Below are 23,987 nucleotides of genomic sequence, written 5' to 3' on the forward strand. Positions count from 1 at the left end.
GCGGTGGTCCCGGTGGCGGCGGTGGCCGCTCCGGGCGGCGGTGGCCGTCCCGGTTTCGCCGGCCGCCCCGGCGGCGGCGGTGGCGGCGGCGGTCGTCCCGGTGGCGGTGGCGGCGGTTTCGCCGGCCGTCCCGGTGGCGGTGGCCGTCCCGGTTTCGCCGGTCGTCCGGGTGGTCCCGGTGGCCGTGGCGGCACACAGGGTGCCTTCGGCCGTCCCGGCGGTCCGGCCCGTCGTGGCCGCAAGTCGAAGCGGCAGCGGCGCCAGGAGTACGAGCAGATGCAGGCGCCGTCCGTCGGCGGTGTGATGCTGCCGCGCGGCAAGGGCGAGACCGTCCGGCTGTCGCGTGGTGCCTCGCTCACGGACTTCGCGGAGAAGATCAACGCCAACCCGGCGTCGCTGGTCCAGGTCATGTTCAACCTGGGTGAGATGGTCACCGCGACCCAGTCCGTCTCCGACGAGACGCTGCAGCTGCTCGGCGACGAGATGAACTACACCGTCCAGATCGTCAGCCCGGAGGAGGAGGACCGCGAGCTGCTCGAGTCCTTCGACATCGAGTTCGGCGAGGACGAGGGCGGCGAGACGGCGCTCGCGCCGCGTCCGCCGGTGGTGACCGTCATGGGTCACGTCGACCACGGTAAGACGCGGCTTCTGGACGCCATCCGGAAGACCAACGTCATCGAGGGCGAGGCCGGCGGCATCACCCAGCACATCGGTGCCTACCAGGCGTCGACCGAGGTGAACGGCGAAGAGCGCAAGATCACCTTCATCGACACCCCGGGCCACGAGGCGTTCACCGCCATGCGTGCCCGCGGTGCCAAGTCGACCGACATCGCGATCCTCGTGGTCGCGGCCAACGACGGCGTGATGCCGCAGACCGTCGAGGCGCTCAACCACGCCAAGGCGGCCGATGTGCCGATCGTCGTCGCGGTCAACAAGATCGACGTCGAGGGCGCCGACCCGACCAAGGTCCGCGGCCAGCTGACCGAGTACGGGCTGGTGGCCGAGGAGTACGGCGGCGACACGATGTTCGTCGACATCTCCGCGCGCCAGGGCACCAACATCGACGAGCTGCTGGAGGCCGTGGTCCTCACCGCGGACGCGGCGCTCGACCTGCGGGCCAACCCGGACCAGGACGCCCAGGGCATCGCGATCGAGGCCCACCTCGACCGCGGCCGCGGTGCCGTGGCGACCGTGCTGGTCCAGCGCGGCACCCTCCGGGTCGGCGAGACCATGGTCGTGGGCGACGCCTACGGCCGGGTCCGCGCGATGCTCGACGACAAGGGCGAGAACATCAAGGAAGCGGGTCCCTCGACCCCCGTCCTGGTGCTCGGCCTGACCAATGTCCCGGGCGCCGGCGACAACTTCCTGGTGGTGGACGAGGACCGTACGGCCCGTCAGATCGCCGAGAAGCGTGCCGCCCGCGAGCGGAACGCGGCCTTCGCCAAGCGGACCCGCCGGGTCTCCCTGGAGGACCTGGACAAGGTGCTCAAGGCGGGCGAGGTGCAGCAGCTCAACCTCATCATCAAGGGCGACGCGTCCGGTTCGGTCGAGGCCCTGGAGTCCTCGCTGCTCCAGCTCGACGTCGGCGAAGAGGTGGACCTGCGCATCCTGCACCGCGGTGTGGGTGCGGTCACCGAGACCGACATCGACCTGGCGACCGGCTCCGACGCCATCGTCATCGGCTTCAACGTCCGCGCCGAGGGGCGCGCGACGCAGATGGCCGAGCGCGAGGGCGTGGACGTCCGCTACTACTCGGTCATCTACCAGGTGATCGAGGAGATCGAGGCGGCCCTCAAGGGCATGCTCAAGCCCGAGTACGAAGAGGTCGAGCTGGGTACGGCGGAGATCCGCGAGATCTTCCGGTCGTCCAAGCTGGGCAACATCGCCGGTGTCATCATCCGCTCCGGCGAGGTGCGCAGGAACTCCAAGGCCCGCGTCGTGCGCGACGGCAAGGTCGTGGCGGAGAACCTCACCATCGAGGGCCTGCGCCGCTTCAAGGACGACGTCACCGAGATCCGCGAAGGCTTCGAGGGCGGTATCAACCTCGGGAACTTCAACGACATCAAGGTGGACGACGTCATCACCACCTACGAGATGCGGGAGAAGCCCCGCGCGTGATGCCGTGCCCAGGCCCGGCCGCCCTGGGGCGGCCGGGCCTGGGCCCCCGGCGGCAGCCGGGGAAGGGCAAGGCGGGAGGCGGGAGTGGTCCCGCCTCCGACCGGAGCGGCCGCCCGTGAGGCGGCCGTGCCGGAGCGACTCGGGTCGGGGCCGGTCGGCGGGGAAATCCGTCGATCGGCCCCGGCCGTTGCGTGTACGGTGCCTAAGACGCCTACCGCCTTCCAGCCGCCGCTGGGAGGCGTCCCCAAGGCCCCACGGGTGGCTTGACCCGCACGGTATGTACGTAGGGACGCTGTCCTTCGATCTGCTCCTCGGCGACGTGCGGTCGCTCAAGGAGAAGCGCTCCGTCGTCCGTCCCCTCGTCGCCGAGCTGCAGCGCAAGTACGCGGTCAGCGTGGCGGAGACGGGGGAGCAGAACCTCTACCGCAGGGCCCACATCGGCCTCGCGGCGGTCTCCGGGGACGCGGGGCACCTCAGTGACGTGCTCGACCGCTGCGAGCGGCTGGTCGCGGCGCGTCCCGAGGTGGAGCTGCTGTCCGTCCGGCGGCGGTTCCACGGCGACGACGACGAATAGACGCACAGACGGCGACGACGCGACGTCGCACAGACGCAAAGACGCACAAGAGCCGCGGCGCGTGCGAGCGCGCGGCGCAGAGCAAGGAGACGGACCAGTGGCCGACAACGCACGGGCCAAGAGGCTGGCAGACCTCATCCGTGAGGTGGTCGCGGAGAAGCTGCACCGGGGGATCAAGGACCCGCGGCTCGGCACACATGTGACCGTCACGGACACCCGCGTCACCGGGGACCTGCGGGAAGCGACGGTCTTCTACACCGTTTACGGCGACGAGGAGGACCGCAAGGCCGCCGCGGCCGGTCTGGAGAGCGCCAAGGGCGTGCTCCGCACCGCGGTCGGCAGGGCGGCGGGCATCAAGCACACCCCGAGCCTGACGTTCGTGGCGGACGCGCTGCCCGAGAACGCCAAGACCATCGACGAGGCGCTCGCGAGGGCGCGGGCCGCCGACGAGGAGGTCCGCAAGGCGTCCTCGGGGGCCTCCTACGCGGGCGAGGCCGACCCCTACCGCAAGCCCGGCGAGCCCGGCCTCGACGAGCCGGACGGCGTCGAGGACGAGGACGGCGAGGACGAGAGCGCCTGACCCGTGGCACGCAAGAGAGACAACGGCCCCGGCGGGCTGATCGTCGTCGACAAGCCCGCCGGGTTCACCTCCCACGACGTCGTGGCCAAGCTGCGCGGCATGGCCCGTACCCGGCGCGTGGGGCACGCCGGGACGCTGGACCCGATGGCCACCGGTGTCCTGGTCATCGGCACCGAACGGGCGACCCGGCTGCTCGGCCATCTCGCCCTGACGGAGAAGGAGTACGTGGCGACGGTCCGGCTCGGGCAGGAGACCGTCACCGAGGATGCCGAGGGGGAGATCACCGCCTCCCGCGGCGCCGAGGACCTCGACCGGGCGCGGGTGGAGGCGGCCGTCGCCTCGCTGACCGGCGAGATCCAGCAGGTCCCCTCCGCCGTCAGCGCGGTCAAGGTGGACGGCAAGCGTGCCTACGCGCGGGTGCGCGAGGGCGAACAGGTGGAGCTGGCCGCCCGGCCGGTCACCGTATCCGCGTTCGTGGTGCACGACCTGCGTCAGGAGACCGCCGGGGACGGCACCCCGGTCACCGACCTGCTGGTGTCGGTGGTGTGCTCGTCCGGCACCTATGTGCGCGCGCTCGCCCGCGACCTGGGCGCGGCCCTCGGCACGGGCGGACACCTCACGGCGCTGCGGCGCACCCGGGTGGGACCCTACAAGCTGGACGGCGCCCACACGCTGGATCGGCTCCAGGAGCGCCTGGACGCCGGCGAACCGCTGCCGGTGCTGCCGCTGGGAGAGGCGGCTGCCGCCGCGTTCCCCCGCTGGGACCTGGACGAGGAGCAGGCGCGGCGTATCGGCAACGGAGTCCAACTGCGGATGCCCGCCCAGGGGTTGGGGCCGGGCCCGGTGGCGGTCTTCGGCCCGGGCGAGGAGTTCGTCGCGCTCGTGCGGGAGCAGGGGGGCAGGGCGAAGAGCCTCGCCGTCTTCGTGTGAACGGTTTCATGTGACCGGTTCCGCGTGACCGGTCCGGTTCCGGGTGCCCTTCGAATGCGCCGCTTGCGCGGCGCATTTCGTCTTCGTGTGGGTGACGTATCCGCCCTCGTGTGGGTGACCTGTGCGGCTCCATCCCTGAACGGCCCCTGTTTCACCCGGGTGGGCAGGCGCTCGGTGTGAAGCGCGGGCGCGGGTGGGGGCGCGTTCCCCGCCGGGCCTGTCGCCGCTGATCAACTCGGCTCTACGGTCGAGGCTGCGGTGCGGGCAGCGCGGAAGGGGGACCATGTCGGCGGTGTACGGGAGACCCACGCTGGTGTGCGTGAGAGACCTGGCGGGACGGCCGCGGGGGACCGGGTTCCCCGCCGACGACCTGGGAACCGTGGTCACCAGCCATGAAGCGGTGGACGGTCTGGGCCGAGCGGTCCTCCACGCGGGGGAGACCTCGTGCGCGGTGGCCGCCTGCGACATCACGCCCCTGCCCGAATGGAACCTCGCGCTCATCCGCACCCGGGGGCTCGGTCTGGCGCCCCTGGTGATCGGCGGTGACCGCCCCGGCCCCGGTGGCGAGGTGCGCGTCCTCACCAAGGAAGGCCCCCTCGCCGCCCGCCTGGAGGACACCGTGGGTGCCGCCTACGCCTCCGCCGCCCGCCGGTACTCCTTGGAACAGGTGCTGCGCCTCGCCCTGGCCGACACGGCCGGTGCCCGGCCGGTGCTGTGCCGCGAGACGTCCGGGGCACCCGTCGTGGACGCGGCCACCGGCGCCGTGCTCGGCGTCCTCGGCACGGCTTTCGACGGCTCCGCGGCCTACGCCCCCACCGGGCACGCGAGCGCCGCGCCCGCGCCCACCGTGCTTGCTCCCTCCGCGCCTGCTCCCTCCGCACACGCGCGAACCGCACACGCGCGAACCGGGCACGCGCGGAGCGAACACGCGCGAACCGAGCTTGCGCGGAGCGAGCAGGCGCGGCAGCAGCAGGCGCGGAGCGAGCCGGCTCCTTCCGCGTCCGGGCAGGCACCCTCCGCCGGTGCGCCCTCCCAGCGGCACGCCTTCGCCGTGCCGCTGCCGGTGGCGTCCGTGCTGGACCCCGACGGGCCTTTGGGCACTCTGCTGCGGCGCAACGGCGCCTGTGCGCCCGGCTTCGGTCCCGACCTGAACCTGGCCGGTGTGCTGCGGCTGTCCGCCGCCTCGGTGGGACCCGCGGTGGAGCGGTGCGCCCACGCGGTCGCCCGTCCCGGGGCGGCGGGGCTGCTGGACCGGTTCCCGCACAGCTCGGCGACCGTGGCCGTGCTGGCGGGCGACCCCGGTACCGGCCGGACCACCGAGCTGGCCGCCCTCGCCGCCCGCCGTTCCCGCGCGGCGGTACCGGCGCCCAGCGTCTGGCTGCGCGGCGCCGACCTGCGGGCGGACGACGGAAGCCTGCGGGAGGCCGTCGGGCGTGCCCTGACGACGGCGGGCCGGGCCCTCACGGCCCCGGTCCGGACGGACGCGGCCGCACCGCCGCCGGACGGCGAACCGGATGCGGGCAGTGGGCCGGTGCTGGTCGGCGATCCCCGGGACAGTGACCCCGACGTGGTCGCACGCCTGTCCCGCGCGGGCGGACGTCCGCTCCTCGTCCTGCTGGACGCACCGGAGGAGATGCCGCCCCACCTCGCCCACCGGCTGCGGCACTGGACGATCCGCACGGCCGGCTGGTTGCGGGCGGCCGGTGCGCGGCTGGTCCTCGCCTGCCGGCCCGAATTCGCCGAGCAGGCCGCCGCGTTGTTTCCCGCTGACCTGCTGTACGCGCCGGAGGGAACCACTGGGTGGGTGCCGCTGGAGGACCTGCCACCCCGCCAGGCGGCACGGGCGCGAGCGGCTTACGGCCTGCCGGACGGCGCACTGGCCCCGGACGACGAAGGGCACCCCCTCGTGATGCGCATGCTGGCCCAGGTACGTGCCGCACAGGGTGCACGGACAGGCTCCCCACAGGGCGTGCGGACAGGCACCGCACAGGGCGCCCACATGGAGGGCACACAGGAGGACCCCACGCTCACCGGGAAGGCAGGAGAGCGACCGGACCGGCACGACATCTTCTCCGCGTTCTGCCACCTGCTCGCCCTCCGCATCGCACAGCGCCTCGCGGAGCGGCACGGCGAGGACGCGAGAGGTGACGGCGGTGACGGTGATGACGGCGGTGACGGGGGAGGAGGGGGCAGGGAGCCGGGAGGGAGAGCGGACGCGGACACAGCGAACGGGAACACAGGGGACGACGGGAACACAGGGGACGACGGGAACTCAGGGGACACCTGCACGGCCCCGCCGACGCCCCCGTCGCCCGGGGCCGTCCGCCGGCTGGCGGCCCGTGTCGCCGGGCAGCTGCACGAGGCGGCACGGCGCTGTCTGGGCCCGGGGCAGGGGGAATTGAGCCGCGGCGCCTTCGAGGAGTTGTTCCCCTGGAGGGGTGGGTGGGCCGCGGCGGTGCTCGCGGAGGGCGTGTTGGCCCCGGCCGGTGAGGGGTACCGCTTCGTGGACGAGGAGTTCGCCGACTGGCTCCAGGGGCGGCACCTCGACCTCGACGGAGCCCTGGACGCGTTGGTGCACCGGCGTGCGACGGCCGCCGACGCGCTTCCGGTACCCCGGCACCGTATCGGGCCCGTCCTCCAGGCGCTGCTGCTGTGCGACCGTCGGGACGGCGCGGAGATGCTCGCCCTCCGCCTTCAGCGGCTGGTGTGCGCGGCGGACGCGGAGGGTACGGAGGGCGGCGCTACGGCGGGTGCCCGGACGGACAGCGAGGCGGTGTGGTGGGCCACCCGGCTGCTGCGCGAGACGCTGCTGCGGTTGCCCGACGCCCGTCCGTACCTCCATGTGCTGCGGAGCCTGGCCGAGCGCCTCGCCAAGCGCCGCGGTGGCGGTAACGACGTGCGGAACAGCTTCCGGGCGGACGAGCCCCGGGCGGTACCCGGGGCCGGGCTCCGGTCCGGGTTCGGGCCCGCGTTCTGGCGTCGGCTGCCGCTGGGAGCCGCCGCCAAGGCGGAACTGCTGCGGATCCTGCTCCCCGCCGACCCGCCCCCTGACACGCCCGGTCCCGAGGGCCGCTACCTCGACGTCCTGGACGGGCTTCTCGCCGCGGAACCCCGCGCGCTGCAACCGCTGTTGTGCGAGTGGCTGAGCGATCTGCGCCCGCTGCGCCCCCGTACCGACGTGACGGGCGCGCCCCTGCCCACCGTCGCCGCGGCGGCGCAGGCGTTGCTGCACACCCGCAGGAAGCATGCCGTGGACGACCTGTGCGAGGCCCTCCTGGACGCCGCGCACCCCCGTGCCGACGAGCTGCTGGCCGAACTGGTCCGCGACGAGACGTCCGCCCTGTGCCGGGCCGTCGAACGGTGGGCCCGCGACATGCGGGACGCGCGCGGGGAGGCCGCCGCCGCGTACGGTCTGCGGGCCGCGTGCCTCGCCCGTACCGAGGGCGACCGGGAGCTGTTGCGGCGCGCGGCGCGCGCACTGCTGCGCCGCCCGGGACCCGGACCCCTGCACGACGCCGCCCTCGCGGTGCTCGTCCGGGACCCGACGAGCCGTTCGCGGTACCTGGAGGCCGCTCTGCGGTGCTTCGCCGCGCGGGGTGACACCGGCCTGGCCGCCGCACTCGGTCCGGCCGCGGCAACCCATCCGCAGCCGGTGTTCGGCGCCCTGCGCACCCTGCTGACCGGTCCCGGCTCCCCGACGGCGCAGTCCCGGGCGGTACGGGCGCTCGCCCGGCTGCGTACCCCGGCACTGGCCCGGCGCGCGGCCTGTCTGGTACGGGAGTACACCGCCCGGCATCCCCGGCAGGCCCGCGACGACGTGGCCGCCTACCTCGCGACCCGGCTGCGCCACGGTCCGGCCGCCCGCGCGGTGCTCCGCCCCATGGTGGCGGAAGTGCTGCGCGAACAGGACGCCGCCTTCCGGGCACGGGTCGCGGGGGTGCTCGCGGCGGGGGAGGGGCCGCTGCGCGACGAACTACTGGACCTCCTGCTGGCCGACGAGGCCGATCCGTCCGTACTGGAGGCCGCGCTGGACGCCGTGGCACGACGACGGCCCCTCCCGGAACCTCGCCGGGAGCCGGGTCCGGGTCCGGGCCCCGACCCGGGGACGGAGCCCTGCGGAAGCCGGTCCGGGGAAGAGCTCCGTGCGGCGGCACCTGCGCGGTCCGACGGGGAGCCCGTGGGCGGGTCGGGTGGGGAGCACGGGCCTGGCAGGAAGAGCGGGACCGGTGGAGAGCACGGGTCCCACGGGGAGTGCGTATCGGGTGGGGAGCGCGCGAGTACGCGGACCGGGCCCTGGGCGGGGCCGGAGGAGCGTCTCGTGCGGCGTATCGGGCTGTGCATGGCCACGACGCCGGACGGCGCGGACGCCTTCGACCGGGCGCTCGTCCGCCTCGCCCATGAACTGCCCGGTTTCGCCGCGGCCCTCAGCGGCTGGCTGGCGGAGGCGCCGGAGAGATGGTCGGCCCTCACGGGACCCGGTATCCGCCGCGTGTGCGGCGAGAGGGGGCCGGTGACCGGCGAGCCGGTATACGGGTGAGCCGGTATACGAGTGAGTCCGGGGCCGGATGAGCTGCGGACCGCGGATCCCGGGGCCGTCCCGTGACCGGGGAGGAGGCTCCGGGTCCGGGCGGCGGCCCCGGAGGTGGGTCCGTGCGGGTCACGGCGGTGGGGCATGGCACCCTTGGACCGGCGAGACCATCGTCATCGCCATCGGCTCAGGCACTGGCGAACTAGCGGACTAGGCAGCGACGAGGAGCAGACGTGCAGCGCTGGCGTGGCTTGGAGGACATCCCCGAGGGCTGGGGGCGCAGCGTCGTCACCATCGGCTCGTACGACGGGGTGCACCGGGGACACCAGCTCATCATCGGCAAGGCGGTGGAGCGGGCCAGGGAGCTGGACGTGCCCGCCGTCGTCGTCACCTTCGACCCGCATCCCAGCGAGGTCGTCCGGCCCGGCAGCCACCCCCCGCTGCTCGCCCCCCACCACCGGCGGGCCGAACTCATGGGCGAGCTGGGCGTGGACGCCGTGCTGGTCCTGCCGTTCACCTCCGAGTTCTCCAAGCTGGCGCCCGCCGACTTCGTGGTGAAGGTCCTCGTCGACAAGCTGCACGCCCGCACTGTCGTGGAGGGCCCCAACTTCCGCTTCGGCCACAAGGCCGCCGGCACCGTCGAGACGCTCGCCGAGCTGGGGGAGACCTACGACTACGACGTCGTCGTCGTGGACCTCTTCGAGCGCGCCGAGAGTGGCGAGGCGTTCTCCTCCACGATGGCGCGGCGGCTGATCGGCGCGGGCGAGGTCCGCGGTGCCGCCGAGGTTCTGGGCAGGCCGCACCGTGTCGAGGGCGTCGTGGTGCGCGGAGCGCGGCGCGGCCGGGAACTCGGCTACCCGACGGCGAACGTCGAGACTCTGCCGCACACCGCCGTCCCGGCCGACGGCGTCTACGCGGGCTGGCTGACGGTCCAGGGCGAGGCGATGCCCGCCGCGATCTCCGTCGGCACCAACCCCCAGTTCGAGGGCACCGAGCGTACCGTGGAGGCGTACGCCATCGACCGTGTCGGCCTCGATCTGTACGGACTGCACGTCGGTGTGGACTTCCTGGACTACATCCGCGGCCAGGAGACGTTCGACACGCTGGACGCGCTGAAGGCGCGGATGGCCCAGGACGTCGACGAGGCGAGGCGGATGGTCGCGGCGTCCGAGGGCTGACGGACCGGCCCGAAAACCGCCGGTCTCGACCGGTTCCGGCCGCCCCGGCGCCGACCCAACCCGACACGATGTCGGCCTGACTCGATGTCGGCCCGACCCGATGTCGGTCAACTCGATGGGCTCGATGGGCTCGACCTGGCTGGGTGGGCTCGACCTGGCTCCGATCCTCCCGGGTTCTGGCTCGGCCTCGTTCCGATCCGATCTGGTTCCGGCTCGACCTGGTCCAGATCCGACACCGTTTCGGTCGACTCGGTTCCGAGCCGGTCAGGTCCGGACGCTCGGCCGGCCCGGGCGCCCGACCGGTGCGGACTCGGTTCGGAGATGCCACCCCGGGCGGCTGCCCGGAGGCCCGGTGCGACAGGTCCCTCGAAAGGTCCGGCGCGACAGGCCGGAGACGATGCGAGAAGCGGCGTGCGGCGGAGGGGCCGGCGGATCACCCGTCGGCCCCTCGCCGCACGCCTGTCCGCCCTGTCCACCGCGGCCGTCGCCCGCCCGGGTGGGTGCTGCCGGACCGGGCCCGGCCCAGCTCGGTCCAACTCGGCCCGGCGCTGTCCGGTTTGGCGCAGCTCGGACCGCCTCTGTCCGCTTCTGCCCGGCGCGTCCCGTCGGGGGCGCGCCGGGCGAGGCGGCCCGTGCGCTACTGGTTCCAGCCGCTGCCGGGCTGCGGCTGTCCCGGGTGACCGGCATGACCCGGGTGACCGGGCTGCGCGGGGCCGGGGTAGCCGTAACCGCCGCCCGCGCCGTACGGCGGCTGGGGCTGCTGTCCCGCCGCGGGCGGGCCCGCGGGCCCCGGGCCGGGCACGCCGCCCTGCCCCGGCATCGGCGGGGCGAGCTGCGGCGGAGGGCTGCTCCCGTCCGCCGTCCACAGGCCCTGCTCCCGCTGGGCGCGGACGAAGTCCTCCGCGACCATGGCGGACAGGTTGAAATACGCCTCCCGCGTCCTCGGCCGCATCATGGTGAGGTCCAACTCGGCCCCGGCCGCGAGGTGTTCGTCGAACGGGACGGTGATCACGCCGCGGCACCGGGTCTCGAAGTGGGCCACGATGTCCTCGACCCGGATCATCTTCCCGGTCTCGCGGACCCCGGAGATCACCGTGATACTCCGCTGCACCAGGTCCGAATAGCCGTGCGCCGCCAGCCAGTCGAGCGTGGTGCTGGCACTGCTCGCGCCGTCCACGGACGGCGTGGAGATGATGATCAACTGGTCGGCGAGGTCGAGGACTCCCCGCATCGCCGAGTACAGCAGGCCGGTGCCCGAGTCGGTCAGGATGATCGGGTACTGCTTGCCCAGCACGTCGATGACGCGGCGGTAGTCGTCGTCGTTGAACGTCGTGGAGATCGCCGGGTCGACGTCGTTGGCGAGGATCTCCAGACCGGAGGGTGCCTGCGAGGTGAACCGGCGGATGTCCATATAGCTGTTGATGTACGGGATGGCCGTCACCAGGTCGCGGATGGTCGCACCGGTCTCCCGGCGTACGCGGCGGCCCAGCGTGCCCGCGTCCGGGTTCGCGTCGATGGCGATGACCTTGTCCTGGCGCTCGGTGGCGAGCGTGGCGCCCAGCGCCGTGGTCGTGGTCGTCTTGCCGACACCGCCCTTGAGGCTGATGACCGCGATCCGGTAGCACGACAGCACAGGCGTGCGGATGACCTCCAGCTTCCGCTGCCGCTCGGCCTCCTCCTTCTTGGCGCCGAACCGGAAGCGCGGCCCCTTGTTGCCCGACTGCGGACGCGGCTTCTTCTTGCTGTTGATCAGCCGGTCCGACGACAGCTCGACGGCGGCCGTGTAACCCAGCGGCGAACCGGACTGGTCCACCCGGCGCGGATCGACGGCACCCGGATGCGGCTGAAGGGGCTGGTGGGCCGCCTGCGGCTGCTGACCCTGCTGACCCGGCTGACCGGCCTGCGGCTGTTGCGCCGCGTGGGGCTGCTGCGGGGCGGACGGCTGCGCCTGGCCGGGCAGTTGGGTCTGGGGCCCGGGCCCGGCCTGAGCGGGGTGCTGTCCGGGGCGCTGGCCCGGAACGGCTCCCGGTTCCTGCCCCTGCGGACCCGGCCCATGGGGGGCCCGGGGAACGTGGGGCGCCTGGGGCAGCTGCGGAGGCGTACCGGCGTGACCGCCCTGGCCACCGTAAGCGTCGTGACCGTCGCGACCGCTCTCGGGGTGCTGCGGAGCGCCCGCCCCCGGGAACTGCCCGGGTACGGCGCCCTGTCCGCTCCCCTGGGGCGGCACCGGCTGCTGCTGCCCCGGCTGCTCCCCCTGTCCTGGTTGGCCCTGTTGCTCCGGTTGCTCCGGCTGGCCTTGTCGCCCGGGTTGTCCCGGCTGTCCGGGAACCGGGTACCCATACCGGGGCTGTGCGTGGGGAGACGGCGCCGGGGGCGTCGCGGGGCCGCCGCGCGGCTGCTGCGGAGTCGCCTGCGGGTAGCCGTAGTGGCTCTGCTGCGCCGGGCCGTTCCCCGGGGCCTCCCCCTGGTTCCAGCCGGGACCGCCCTGCTGCGCCGGGACATGCGGGCTCTGCTGAGGAGCGTGCGGCACCCGCGGGTACTGAGGGACCTGCGACGGCTGCTCAGCCTGCGGTGTATCCGGTGTATCCGGTGTGTCCGGTGTGTCCGGGGACTTCGGTGCCTGCGGCTGCCGCGGTGCGTACGGGGCGGGGAGCGCGTACGACGTGGGCGGTTCCGCCCGGCTCCGGTGACCGGGCTGCTCGGCGCCGGCACCGGCCCCCGTCGCCGCGCCCGTGCTGTCTGCGTCCGTACCCGTACCGGTACCCGTGCCCGTGTCCGGAACCGGCCATGGCGTGCCGGCCGGCGGGGCCGACGCCGCGGGCTGGAAGTCCGGGGGCAGCGGAGGAAGGGCCTCCGCGTTCTCGGTGGGCCGGCCGCCCTCCGTGGCGGGGGAGGCTGACCAGAGGGCTTCCTCTCGCGGTGCCTCGGAAGAGGGCGAGGGGGACGGCGTCGACGGCGGAGCCTCGTACCGGCGGGTGCTGGAGGGCGCCGTGAGGTCGAAGTCGTACGACGGGGACATCGCGTCCTGCGGCTCGGACGTGCGGGCCGCCCGCTCCTCCCGCTCCGGCCGGGCGGCCCCCTCGCTTCCGCCTGATGCGGCGTCGGTCGGCGGCTCTTCGCCGGTACGGCCGGTACCGCCGGCCGAGGTGCCGGGACGGGCCGGCTCGCCGGCGGGGGCGTCGCCGGCCTCGTCACGCTCGCGCTCTTCCTGCGCCGCGTAGGCCGCGATCTCCCGGCGCAGTGCCGAGGCGGAGAAGCGCATGGTGGCGCCGTCCTCGGCGGTGGGCCTGGCCGGGGACTCCGGTTCCGGACCGGAGGGGGGCTCGGGGGAGGAGGCACGCCAACTCGGTGCGGCGCCCGCCGATGCGTCCGAGCCGGCTGTCGCGGTCGGGTCTGCCGGGGCCGCCGGGCCCCACGGGTCGCCCGCTTCCGGGGGAGCCGTCGAGGCGTCCGCTGCGTCACCGTCACGGTCACCGTCGGCGTCGCGCTCCCGCTCGGTTCCACGCTCGACCTCCGGCTCGAGCGCCGCCGCCTCCCAGGATTCCGCCCCGAAGGAGTCAGGGCCCAGCACGTCGTCCCAGCCCGCGGCACCCCCGCCCTCCGGCTCAGCGTCCTTCTCCGAGGCCACGTCCGCGTCGGACGCCACGCGTCCGCCCGGGGCCGACTCCGCGGCCCCGGGCGTCGTCGCACTCATGTCCGCGTCGCGGACCGAAGCCGCGTCCGGGTCCGTCACGGGGCGGTCGAAGGAAGGGTCCAGCGAGAAGTTCGCTACCGGCGGCTCCTCCGCCCGTTCGGCACGCCGTTCCTCGTCGTCCTCCCGCGCGGGCGCCTCGCCGCGTGCCGTCAGCTCTTCGAACACGGTTACCTGTTCGCGTCCGGACGTCTCTTCGCGCGGGAACGGCTCCTCCCGGACCGCACGCGGTTCCTCCGGAGCGTCCGTCGCGGCGGCGTCCTGTGCCGGAGCCTCTGAGGCGGCGTCCCGTGCCGGAGTATCCGTCGTAGCGTCCCACGCGTCGTGGTCGCCGTGGGCTTCCGCGCTCTCCTCGCGGTACGGCCGCAGCGAGGGGAAGGATGGCAGGTCGGACGGGGAAGCCGCGTCCACCCGCGAGTCGGACGCCTGTGAGGCCGTGCCGAACGCCTCGTCCGAGGGCGCGTCGTCAAAGGTGTTCGACGGCGCCGCGTCCGGCCGGGGCGCAAGGTCCGGAACGGGTGGTGCCGGCGGCGGCGGGGGCGTGCTCGTCGGTGCCGAGGCCGTCCACCAGTCGGCCCCGCCCTGGCCGGCGCGTGCGTCCTCGTCCGCTCCGCTCGACGAGGCGGGCGCCGCGAAGTCCGTGGGCCCTTCCTGGGACGGGTGCGCCGGTGTGCTCTCCGGCTCCGCTGTGCCGGCCGCGTTCTGCGTGTACCAGGCGGGCGGTGTGTAGTCGATCGTGAACTGCCCGGTCGACTCCATTTCGCTCTCGGCATCCGCTTCCGCGTCGAGCTGTTCGGAACCGGGCATGGTCCCGCGGACGCGGATCTCGTCCCGGTCGCTGCTCACAATGCCTCCTGCTGTGGTCATTCACCCCGATTTGCCGCGCGCCCGCCACACGCGCGTCCATCCAGCCTAATCATCACAACTGTCGCTACGGCAGTGCGGTCCGAGGACCGGTGCTCAGTCGAGACGACGCGGCGAGCCGAGCAGCCCGGTCTCCGCGTCGGTCGGCTGCGTCAGCGCGTAGCGGCGCTCGCGCCGGGTGCACCACAGGGTGACCCCGTCGCCCAGTGTGGAGAGGGATTCCACTTCCTGCCGCGGCAGTTGCATGAGGCGGCCGATCTGCTCTGCCTCGTCCGGGGACACCCGCTGGATGCCGGCCAGGGCGGCGCCGCGCAGCAACCGGGGAGCCACGGGGCTCAGATACGGCAGCAGCGTCAGCACGGACTGCCACGGCATGGAGGCGACACGGCCGCGCGGGGGCCGCATCCCGCAGTCGCGTACGACCAGCACCGGGCTGCTCACCGTGGGACCCATCGGCGGTACGCGCCCCACGTCGTACAGCGTGATGCACTCCTGTCCGGCGCCCGCCGCCTGCACCAGGTTCGTCCACACGTGGGCCCGGCCGGTCTCCACGGCGACGCGCGCACCTGTCCCGGCGAGCCGCAGTGCCAGCACCTGCGCGGTCCACAGGCCGCCGATGAGCACCACGTCGTACGGGCTCGGATGGTGGAAGCCGATCACCTGGGGGCGGCCCTCGGCGTCGTTGCCGACCACCACGCCGTCGTCCCCGAGGGGCAGCGACAGCGCGCCCAAGTGAGCCGCGGGAACCGCGTGCTCCGTACGGCGCGGGCCCAGTACGCCCTGCAGGTAGCGGCTCGCCATCAGCGGGCACCCCCCAGCGGCAGCGTCGCGAGCGCGCCCGGGAGCTGCTCCCGGTCCAGGCGCACCAGGCCCAGCCGGGCGGAGCGGGCCGACCGCTCCAGATGACGGCGCGCGGCGGCCAGTTCGTTGTCCGACCGGCCCGTCACCCGTACGTGTCCGCTGACCGCGACATCGCTGTGCCGCGCCGAGCGGCCCAGCGTCAGGCTGAACGTCGTCGTCAGGGTGGGTACAGACGTCAGCTGTGCCACCAGCCTGGGCAGCGGGGTGGCGGCGCGGCCCAGCTCGGGCCAGCGGCCGACCGCGTACGTGGTGTGCCAGCGGTCGTCGCACCGCCAGGCGCGGACCGTCTCGGCGGTGCGCCGCGCCGGGGCGGCGTCCGGGCGGCTCGCGCGGGCCGTCGCCACCGGGCTCACACAGGCGGAGGTCGCCACCGCGGCTATCAGCTCCTGCTCGTTGAGCACCGTCGCCACGAAGCCGGCGCCCGTCACCCTGCTGGCCAAATGGTCCGCGGCGCGCACCAGGCAGCGCTGCGCGCCCTCCAGACCGCCTCCGCGCGCCTCGACGGCCTCCGGGGACAGCTCCGGGTCGAACTTCAGCGCCACCCAGGTCAGCCGCAGCGCGGGCGAGCCGGTCTGCTCCTGCAGCGGGCCGTAACTGCGCCGCGCCACCGACTGGTCGGGCAGGTGGGGTGCCGGAGCGGGCTGGACGTGCTGCACCACCTGGACCGACTCCAGCGCGATACCGTCGACGTCGAGCGCGTCGTGCATCAGACCGAGCGGCAGCGCGCGGGCCCCGAACGCGGGCCGCAGCGCACTGGGAGCCGCCTCGATCCGCACGAGTGCCGTCAGGAACGTGCCGTCGCCCAGCATCCCCACCGTGCGGCGCTTCTTGTCGAGGTAGGCGTATGTGCGCAGCCGGGGCGCGCACTCCACCAGCGGGAGGAAGCCGGGATCGATCCGCTCGCCCTCCTCGTCCAGCACCATGGCAGGCGTCAGGGGCAGGGCGGCCGCACGCCTGCGGGCGCGCAGGGCGAGCAGCGTGGCCGCCCAGTCGTGCACCGAGCGCTGGTGCCGGCGGATGACGGCCAGCGCCACCAGCAGGGCGGCGACGACGACCGCGGGCACCAGCAGCAGCTCGTCGACGGCCGCCGCGACCAGCAGTACGGCGGCGGCCAGTTCCAGCAGCACCAGTTGTTGCAACTGGAACGGTCCGAGCCTGCTGGTCCGCGACGCGGTGCGCAGCGTCGTCGAGGCGGGGGCCGGCGGCGGGGACTGGGACGCGCGTGCGGCGGAGGCGCCGGCTCCCGGACGCCGGGACGTTCCCGGCCCGGGGCGCCCCGCGGTGCTCGCCGCACCCCGCGCGCGCGTCGCAGATCCCATCCCGGAAGGCCCCCTCATGTCCGAATTCGCCCCACTCGTCAAGGGTGTTGGGCGGGCGATCACGATACCGGAGCGGCACAAGGCGATCCCCAACCGGCATAGTAGGTGTCCGGTCCGACAATCGGCAGTGTCCGAGGCGGCGCCCGCGGTCGCCACGGGGGTGCCGGGCGGACCGGTGAGCGGGACCGTTCCGGACCGGCCGGGGCCATCAGGGTCCGGCGGGCGGCACGGGGGACAGCGGGGACAGCAGGGACTTCCAGGGAGCGTCTTTCACTCATGGCATCACGGCGCGACGAGCTCAACGCCTACACCTTCGCGAAGAAGCGGTTGGTGGCGGCGTTCCTCCAGCCGTCTCCGACCGGCACCGAGGAGGGCGCCCCCCGCCCCCTGCGGGGCATCTTCCCCGGCATCGTCGTCGGCGCCCTGATCCTGGCAGGGTTCGGGGCGTGGGGCATGTTCAAGCCGAAGGCCCCGGAGGGCTGGGACAAGCCCCAGGAGAAGGTCATCATCGGCTCGAAGTCGACCACCCGGTACGTGGTGCTGGAGACCGACGGAAAGGCGCAGCTCCACCCCGTGCTCAACCTGGCCTCCGCCAAGCTGCTTCTCGACCCGGGCAAGGGCGAGGTGGTCAAGGTCGACGAGAAGGTTCTCGACAGCGGTGACATCCCGCACGGCGCCACTCTCGGCATCCCGTACGCGCCCGACCGTCTCCCCGAGCCCAAGGAGGCCGGTGAGAGGAAGCAGTGGGCCGTCTGCGAGCGCCCCGGACAGGGCGGCCGGGCCGTCCAGAAGGCCGCCTTCGTGCTGGCCGACCGCGACAGGGGCAAGGTGGGCGGCGCGAGCCGGTTGCGCGGCGGGGAACTCCTCTACGTACAGGGCCCCGACGACCGGCTCTACGTCGTCGACAGGGCGGGCACCAAGTATCCCGTCCACAACGACGAGACTCTTCTGCGCATCCTGACGGGCAACCGCGAGCCCCAGCGGGTCTCCCGCCAATGGCTGGCCACTCTTCACCCGGGCGAGCCCATCGCCTTCCCCCAGGTCCCCGGTGGGGCCGGGACCGACGCCGGGGTCCAGGGCCTCGACTCGCGGACCAACCGGGTGGGCGCCGTCATCACGGCGCCGGAGGGCGACCACTGGCAGCACTACGTCGTTCTGCGGGGCAAGGTCATGAAGATCTCCGACTTCATGGCGCAGCTCCTGCTCTCCTCCAAGCAGCTGCTGTCCCTGAACCAGAACGGCGAGGCGTTCAAGGTCAACGCCGGTGCCTTCTCGACGGGCAACGCGCACTTCGGCGGCTCGCTGAAGTGGCCCGAGGACAAGTCCCACGCCGTCAACTCGGCCAGCCCCCGGCCCGGCAGCCGCAACGTCGCCTGCAACGTGCTGCGCAAGGTGAACGGCAAGACCGGCGCCACCACACTGAGCACCTGGTCCGGAGAGGAGTTCCCCGCCCAGCTGCCCGCGGGCACCTCCAGCGCCTACGTCACGCCAGGCACCGGCCAGCTCTTCCGCCAGATCAAGGGCCGCGACACCAAGTCCGGCGGCGTCTTCCTGGTCACCGACACAGGGCTGCGGTACGCCATGCAGTCCAACTCCGACAGCGCGCACGACGACTCCGGCATCGGCGAGGACGGCAAGAAGAAGACCCGGCAAGAGCAGCAGGAGGGCCAGAACGCGCAGCGCAGGCTCGGGTACGAGGACGTGCGGATCGCTCCCGTACCGGCCGAGTGGGCCGCGTTCCTGCCCACCGGGCCCCGGCTGTCCACCGGCGACGCGCTCCAGCCGCAGGGCTCGTAAGGGGGACGGGAAGGATGCGCGCAACCACCAAGGGCGCCACGGCCCTGCGACGTCTGGCGGCCCTCACCGCGGCGACGGCCGCCGTCGCCTCCACCCTCACCCTCACCACGGCCCCGCCGGCCGCGGCGGACCCCAGCACCCAGTGCAGCTTCCCCGCGAAGCCGTACAAGGGCCGCCCCTGGGCGCTGCAGAGAGTCCTCCTCAACGAGCTGTGGCGGGAGACGGACCAGGGCGCGGGCGTGCGGGTGGCCGTCATCGACACCGGCGTGGACGTCAGGAACGAACAGCTCACGGACGCCGTCGACCCCCGCCTGGGCAGGAACTTCCTCCCCAAGAAGCCCAAGAAGGACGAGACCGGCCAGGCCACGCCGCGCGGCAAGCCCACCACCGACGAGGTCGGACACGGCACCAAGGTCGCCGGCATCATCGCCGCACGCCCCGCACCGGACACCGGTTTCGTCGGCCTGGCGCCCAAGGCGACGATCATTCCCATCAAACAGAACGACGCCAACGGCAGCGGCACGGCCGAGTCGCTCGCCCGCTCGATCGACTACGCGGTCGAGGCCGGTGCCGATGTCATCAACATCTCCCAGGACACGGCGGAGGCCCTGCAACCGGACTCCACGCTCCAACTCGCCGTCCGGCGCGCCCTGGACGCGGATGTCGTCGTGGTCGCCTCCGCGGGCAACGACGGCCTCGGCGGCAACGTGAAGAAGACCTATCCCGCCTCCTACCCCGGCGTCCTGGCCGTCGCCTCCTCCGACCGCAACAACGAGCGCGCGCCCTTCTCCCAGTCGGGTGACTTCGTGGACGTGGCGGCGCCGGGTGTGGACATCGTCTCCACCGTCCCCCACGGAGGACACTGCTCCGATAACGGCACCAGCTTCTCCGCCCCCTACGTGGCGGGCGTCGCGGCCCTCCTCCGCGCCAAGCACAACGAGGGCGCCGACCGCTGGAGCCAGCAGAACATCGTCGCCCAGATCGAGCAGACCGCCGAGCGCTCCGTCCCCGGCCACGACCGCCTCGTCGGCTGGGGCGTGGTCGACCCGGTCGCCGCCCTGACCGACGACGACAAACGCATCGACCACCCGGTCGCCGAAGAAGGCATCGAAACCGGAAAGAAACCGACGCCGGCCAAACTCCAACTCGGAGAAACCGAGCAGGAACGCAACGAGAGGCTCGGAACCTACGTCCTCCTGGGAGGCGCCATCCTCGTCGCGATCGTGGCGGGCACGTCCATGATCCACCGCGACTGGCGCCGCCGGCGGGGGGCGGGTGTCGGTGGGGGTTGAGAAGATGGGAGAAGCTGTCTGTCACACGCACGCAACAGCCGTGCTGCGACCGGCCATCCTTGCCGGATTCCCAGTGGGAACGGGCACAGGGTGTGGCTACAGTGACACACAGCGAACGGTGGGCATGCGCGGGCCCGCTGGCAGGACCTGGAACGGGTGGACGCGCACGAGGGGGAGGGCATGAGCGAGCCGAAGGGCACGCCCAAGAGTGAACCGCAGGGGAGCAAGAAGCCGGACCTGCTGCGTGGTGAGGAAGTCCTCAAGGGTTTCAAGAAGAAGATCGACGATGCCCTGAAGGAACTGCGGGAGTCCGAGGGCGGCCGTCTCGCCATGGAGGCCCAGAGACTCACGCCGAGATCGGTCCACGGCGACCGCCCCTTCCCCGAGGCCAACGCCGTACTCGCCCAGTACAACAAGGTGCACAGCCATCTGACCGAACTGTCGAGGAAGCTCGACGACCAGATCTTCATGTTCGGCGTCGCCGTCGAGGGGGCGGACAAAGGGTTCGACCGGGTGAGCGCCGAAGACAGCCAGCGGTACTGGGCGATCCAGGCAGAACTGGAACAAGAGAAGCGGCGGGCCGAGGCCGAGAAGCACGCGAAGGACGGCAAGAGGGAAGACACCGGGGCGAACGACCAGGACCGCCCCAAGCTGTGAGTTCTGGCCGCCAGCGACTGTGACGGAGGCAGACCGTGGGTGAAAAAGAAGGTGGCGGCTCGCCCGGCCACAACGTGGATCTGGACAACCCCAACGCCGGCGTGAACAAGGTCATGCGTGACCTGGCGCAGTCCGGGCTCATGCCTTCCCCCTTCGCGGTGCTCTACATGCCGGGGGAGACCACCGACTTCGAGAGTAAGACCCTCGGGGAGATGCTCGACATGGTGCGGGGTGCGAAGCCCTCCGACCTCGAAGCGGTGGGCAACGCCCTCTACAACGCGTCCAAGGCCATCAAGGCGGCCGGCTCCTGGCTGCAGACCGAGGCCGGACGTGCCGAGTGGGAGGGCAAGACGGAGCGAGCCTGCAAGAAGTGGGCGGTGCAACTCGGCAAGAACACCCAGCAGATGGGAGCCTACGCCGAGGCGGTCAGCACCGAACTCTCGGTCATGAGCCTCGGGCTGGCGGGCGCGCAGAGCGCGATGCCCAAGGAGGAGGATGTCGACGTCCGGGATATCGAAGAGATTCCCAAGGACGAGCGCAAGGACGACAACCCGAAGTACAAGCGGTACAAGAAGCACCACAACGAGGCGCTTATCCAGATGAACCGCCTCGCTTCCTACTACAACGTCTCGACCCGCAGCCTCGTGGTTGCGGAGAGCATGGTTCCGCAGTTCGAGCCGACGCCGCCGCTCGATGTACCGGTTTACGACCCGGAGAACGGCGGATCGGGTCCCGGCGCTGCTGGGGCGGCCGTACCCGGAGGTGTCGCGCCGAGCGCGAACCAAGCCGGCTTCGCCGCTCGCGAAGATGTGGAGAGCCCTGACGGGGCCTACGTACCGGCCAATCCGCCGCATAGCGGTGCGGTGATGTCCCCTGTGACGCCTCACCAGCCCGAGATGCCCCACGTACCCGACACGGGAGTCTCCACCTCCATCGACAGCGTCCAGACTCCTACTTTCGACCCGACGACAACTCAGGCGATGCCGCCCAGTCCGTCCAACCCCGGGCCGACCGGTCCGGGGCCGACCGGGCCCGGTCCTACTCAGCCCATCGTGGGGCCCGCCCCGGCGCCCCCGGCCGGCAAGACGCTGGGGCCGCCCACAGCCAGGCCCCCGGGGCGCGTCCCTACCTCGCCGGTGCAGTCGTCGCCTCCTGGGCCCGCCCGGCCCGGACCGGTGGGTCCGGGGCCGACCGGCCGCCCGGCAACCGGTCCGGCCGGACGTCCCGGTCCCATGGGCCGCCCCGGCCCCTTCGGCATGCCGGGGCAGGCGGGAACGCCTCCGCCACGCACCGGGCCGACGACGCAAGGGTCCGCAGGCCGTCCGGGCCCGGTGGGCCGCCCCGGAACGAGGCCCGGTGCCATGCCTCCCAGCACCGGCAGCCCCGGTCGGACGAACAACGCGGGAAGCCCGCGGGTTTCGCAAACCGGGGGAGTCGTCGGGGGGACTCCGAGCCAGGCCCGGCCGACTTCCGGCAGCCAGAGCCTTCCGCGGGGAACGGTCGTCGGGACGGAAGGGAAAACCACCCCGCGGCGCGGTCCGATCGGTACGCCTGCGATCGGAGTGCCAGGGCAGAACTCGGAGTCCGCACAGGGCAAGAAGCGTCAGACGCCGAGCGCGAGCCCAGGAGGCGTCCTGGGCACACCGCGCAACAACGGCTCCGGCTCCCGGCGTGGTTCGTCTCGGGGAAATTCCGACGGCCACGCATCGATGGAGAACAGCGCGTCTCGGCCAGCAGAGGAAGGCAATCGGAAGAAGGGCCGTTCCAACCCCGTTCCCCCCGTCATCGAGTAGTGCGGAGTGAGTGCGTCCATGACGGCAGGCATTGCCGAAACCAACTGGTCGACGCGGCGGCGACTGATCGCCGCCGTATTGGCCACAGGTGCTCTTGTAGCCGTCCAAGGGGGGCTCGCACCAGGGGCCACCGCCGAGGACGCTCGCTCCCAGCAGTGGTACCTCGATGCCATGCAGGCCGAGAAGATGTGGAAGGTCAGCACCGGTAAAGGGATCACCGTGGCCGTACTGGACACGGGAGTTGATCCGTCAACGAAGTCACTGCGGGGCAAGGTGCTTCCCGGAAAGGACTTCGCGGTTGCGCCAGGTGATGAGACCAAGGATGACGTCGGCCATGGTACGACAATGGCCGAACTTATCGCTGGCTCAGGGGAAGGGGGAGGGATTCGGGGGCTGGCACCGGACGCTGAAATCCTCCCCTACAGGCTGGGCCTGTTCGGAGTCAAAGGTAACAAGGGATTCACCGAGAGTGCGCAGGCCATCAGGGCAGCAGCTGACAGTGACGCCAAAATCATCAACATGTCGTTCGGCGGCACGAGCAGCGACGAGCAGGACTCTGCGATCGACTACGCGATCAAGAAGGGCAAATTGCTCTTCGCGGGCGTCGGAACGAAGAAGTTGCCCCTTTCCGCGCCCGCGAGTCATCCCGAAGTTGTCGGTGTCACTTCGATCAACGCCAAAAAGGTCAGCGATTTCCCAGTATCCGGCGACGACGTCACGCTGGCGGCACCCGGGGAAGGCGTCCCCGGCTGGTGTGACGCCCGACGAGCCAGCTACTGCAAGGTCCAAGGCACCAGCGTGGCCACCGCCATCGCCTCTGCCTCCGCCGCTCTGATCTGGTCCAAGCATCCGAACTGGACGGCGAACCAGGTGCTTCGGGTGCTGACCGACACCGCTGGCATGGAGGGCAAGAAGAAGGGGTTGAGTAAATATCTGGGGTATGGCGCGGTCCGTCCCCGTCTCAACCTCCTGGAGAACAAGGGCGACCCGGGCGATCCGGACATCAGTCCACTCACGGGGAAGCGGACTCTTCACACCAGATCCGCATCCGGAAAGGCGAGTTCGAAGGCCAACGATTCCGATAAAAGTGGTGCCCCTGACAAGGTCGAGGTGGCAGACTCGAAGTCGGAGGATGGGGACAGTAGTTCGCTTCTTCCGGCGGTCGGGATCGCAGCGGGAGTCGTCCTCCTCGCGGGGTGCGGCTTCGCGGTCGCGCGTCTGCGACGGAACTAGCAGGGGTCAGCCGACGTCCTGGATCATGAAGCGGACATGTTCGAGAGCAGAGAGGGCACACCATGGCGGAAGCCGCTGGCTACGGCCAGAAGATCAGCCACTCCGAATACAACACCTTCAAGAGGAACCTGGAGAGGATCAACGGTGAGTTGGTCCAGAACGTGCGGGATCTCCAGGCGCTCATCGGAACGGTGAGTGCCGGGTGGCAGGGCGCCGGCGCCGGAGCCTTCCAGAGGGCGCAGAACGCCATCAACAATGATCACCACGCCATGAACCAGCTGCTGCACGGCATCATCGACGCCGTGCACAACACGCAGAAGCTCGGCGTGGGCAACGACGAGGAAATCCTGAACTCCTTCCGGCAGATCGACGTCAACGGGTCCGCCGCCGGTGGTCACATCAGCGCGGACAGCGGCCTCGGGGGCATCGACGCGGGCCTGGACAAGAGCGGTGCGGGAAGCGCCAACTACAACAATGTCGAGGTCGGCGTCGACCGCAGCAAGCTGTCCGGACTGTAATTCCCCGTCCGCGCGTGTCATTCCGCCGGAGAACGTTCCCCGCACATCCCTTTC

General features: G+C 72.3%; 14 protein-coding genes and 1 pseudogene. 12 read left to right on the forward strand and 3 right to left on the reverse strand.

Annotation, left to right across the window (positions count from 1 at the left end):
• The 6 genes and pseudogenes from infB to FM076_RS24655 form a co-directional block, all read left to right on the forward strand.
• Positions 1-2,118: pseudogene (gene infB / locus FM076_RS24630) on the forward strand (translation initiation factor IF-2); the annotation flags it as partial.
• Positions 2,119-2,395: 277 nt separating this feature from the next.
• Positions 2,396-2,692: a DUF503 domain-containing protein gene (locus tag FM076_RS24635; RefSeq protein ID WP_173873108.1), complete on the forward strand. Its 297-nt coding sequence runs from the start codon at positions 2,396-2,398 to the stop codon at positions 2,690-2,692.
• 97 nt (positions 2,693-2,789) lie between these two features.
• On the forward strand, positions 2,790-3,272 hold the full coding sequence (rbfA, locus tag FM076_RS24640; protein WP_173873109.1) for a 30S ribosome-binding factor RbfA: 483 nt from the start codon (positions 2,790-2,792) through the stop codon (positions 3,270-3,272).
• 3 nt (positions 3,273-3,275) lie between these two features.
• Positions 3,276-4,202, forward strand: coding sequence for a tRNA pseudouridine(55) synthase TruB (gene truB, locus FM076_RS24645; RefSeq protein WP_173873110.1), 927 nt, complete (start codon positions 3,276-3,278; stop codon positions 4,200-4,202).
• Between the two features lie 319 nt (positions 4,203-4,521).
• Complete coding sequence (locus FM076_RS24650) at positions 4,522-8,739, forward strand: serine protease (RefSeq protein ID WP_173873111.1); 4,218 nt, start codon at positions 4,522-4,524, stop codon at positions 8,737-8,739.
• 224 nt (positions 8,740-8,963) lie between these two features.
• A complete protein-coding gene (locus tag FM076_RS24655) occupies positions 8,964-9,908 on the forward strand; it encodes a bifunctional riboflavin kinase/FAD synthetase (RefSeq protein ID WP_173873112.1) in 945 nt (314 codons plus the stop codon).
• Between the two features lie 637 nt (positions 9,909-10,545).
• On the opposite strand, the gene FM076_RS34145 is transcribed toward FM076_RS24655, so the two are convergent.
• From FM076_RS34145 to eccE, 3 genes are all read right to left on the reverse strand, one after another.
• The gene (locus tag FM076_RS34145) at positions 10,546-14,445 is read right to left on the reverse strand and encodes an SCO5717 family growth-regulating ATPase (protein WP_345945203.1); all 3,900 of its coding nucleotides are present in this window, start codon (positions 14,443-14,445) and stop codon (positions 10,546-10,548) included.
• A gap of 114 nt (positions 14,446-14,559) precedes the next feature.
• Positions 14,560-15,264, reverse strand: a complete 705-nt coding sequence (locus FM076_RS24665) for a hypothetical protein (RefSeq protein ID WP_173873113.1) — start codon at positions 15,262-15,264, stop codon at positions 14,560-14,562.
• A complete protein-coding gene (gene eccE / locus FM076_RS24670; RefSeq protein ID WP_173873114.1) occupies positions 15,264-16,643 on the reverse strand; it encodes a type VII secretion protein EccE in 1,380 nt (459 codons plus the stop codon). Before eccE ends, FM076_RS24665 begins: the two co-directional genes overlap by 1 nt.
• 276 nt (positions 16,644-16,919) lie before the next feature.
• Here eccE and eccB point away from each other — a divergent pair, with 276 nt between their 5' ends.
• The 6 genes from eccB to FM076_RS24700 all read left to right on the forward strand — a co-directional run bounded on the left by eccB (position 16,920) and on the right by FM076_RS24700 (position 23,933).
• Complete coding sequence (gene eccB / locus FM076_RS24675) at positions 16,920-18,440, forward strand: type VII secretion protein EccB (RefSeq protein ID WP_173873115.1); 1,521 nt, start codon at positions 16,920-16,922, stop codon at positions 18,438-18,440.
• A gap of 14 nt (positions 18,441-18,454) precedes the next feature.
• Positions 18,455-19,732 (forward strand): type VII secretion-associated serine protease mycosin, encoded by a 1,278-nt coding sequence (mycP, locus tag FM076_RS24680; RefSeq protein WP_173873116.1) that lies wholly within the window; start codon positions 18,455-18,457, stop codon positions 19,730-19,732.
• Between the two features lie 180 nt (positions 19,733-19,912).
• Positions 19,913-20,389 (forward strand): hypothetical protein, encoded by a 477-nt coding sequence (locus FM076_RS24685; RefSeq protein WP_173873117.1) that lies wholly within the window; start codon positions 19,913-19,915, stop codon positions 20,387-20,389.
• A 74-nt stretch (positions 20,390-20,463) separates the two neighbouring features.
• Positions 20,464-22,182, forward strand: coding sequence for a hypothetical protein (locus FM076_RS24690; RefSeq protein WP_173873118.1), 1,719 nt, complete (start codon positions 20,464-20,466; stop codon positions 22,180-22,182).
• A gap of 18 nt (positions 22,183-22,200) precedes the next feature.
• A complete protein-coding gene (locus tag FM076_RS24695) occupies positions 22,201-23,415 on the forward strand; it encodes a S8 family serine peptidase (RefSeq protein WP_173873119.1) in 1,215 nt (404 codons plus the stop codon).
• A 62-nt stretch (positions 23,416-23,477) separates the two neighbouring features.
• Positions 23,478-23,933, forward strand: coding sequence for a WXG100 family type VII secretion target (locus FM076_RS24700; protein WP_173873120.1), 456 nt, complete (start codon positions 23,478-23,480; stop codon positions 23,931-23,933).
• Positions 23,934-23,987 lie beyond the last annotated feature (54 nt).

Source organism: Streptomyces albus subsp. chlorinus (assembly GCF_013302895.1).
GTDB classification, from domain to species: domain Bacteria; phylum Actinomycetota; class Actinomycetes; order Streptomycetales; family Streptomycetaceae; genus Streptomyces; species Streptomyces chlorinus.

Bases quoted from the DNA above. Each gene is read 5' to 3' on its own strand.
- FM076_RS24635 (WP_173873108.1), top strand. From the start codon at position 2,396: ATGTACGTAGGGACGCTGTCCTTCGATCTGCTCCTCGGCGACGTGCGG.
- FM076_RS24665 (WP_173873113.1), bottom strand. From the start codon at position 15,264: ATGGCGAGCCGCTACCTGCAGGGCGTACTGGGCCCGCGCCGTACGGAG.
- eccE (WP_173873114.1), bottom strand. From the start codon at position 16,643: ATGGGATCTGCGACGCGCGCGCGGGGTGCGGCGAGCACCGCGGGGCGC.
- eccB (WP_173873115.1), top strand. From the start codon at position 16,920: ATGGCATCACGGCGCGACGAGCTCAACGCCTACACCTTCGCGAAGAAG.
- mycP (WP_173873116.1), top strand. From the start codon at position 18,455: ATGCGCGCAACCACCAAGGGCGCCACGGCCCTGCGACGTCTGGCGGCC.
- FM076_RS24685 (WP_173873117.1), top strand. From the start codon at position 19,913: ATGAGCGAGCCGAAGGGCACGCCCAAGAGTGAACCGCAGGGGAGCAAG.
- FM076_RS24695 (WP_173873119.1), top strand. From the start codon at position 22,201: ATGACGGCAGGCATTGCCGAAACCAACTGGTCGACGCGGCGGCGACTG.
- FM076_RS24700 (WP_173873120.1), top strand. From the start codon at position 23,478: ATGGCGGAAGCCGCTGGCTACGGCCAGAAGATCAGCCACTCCGAATAC.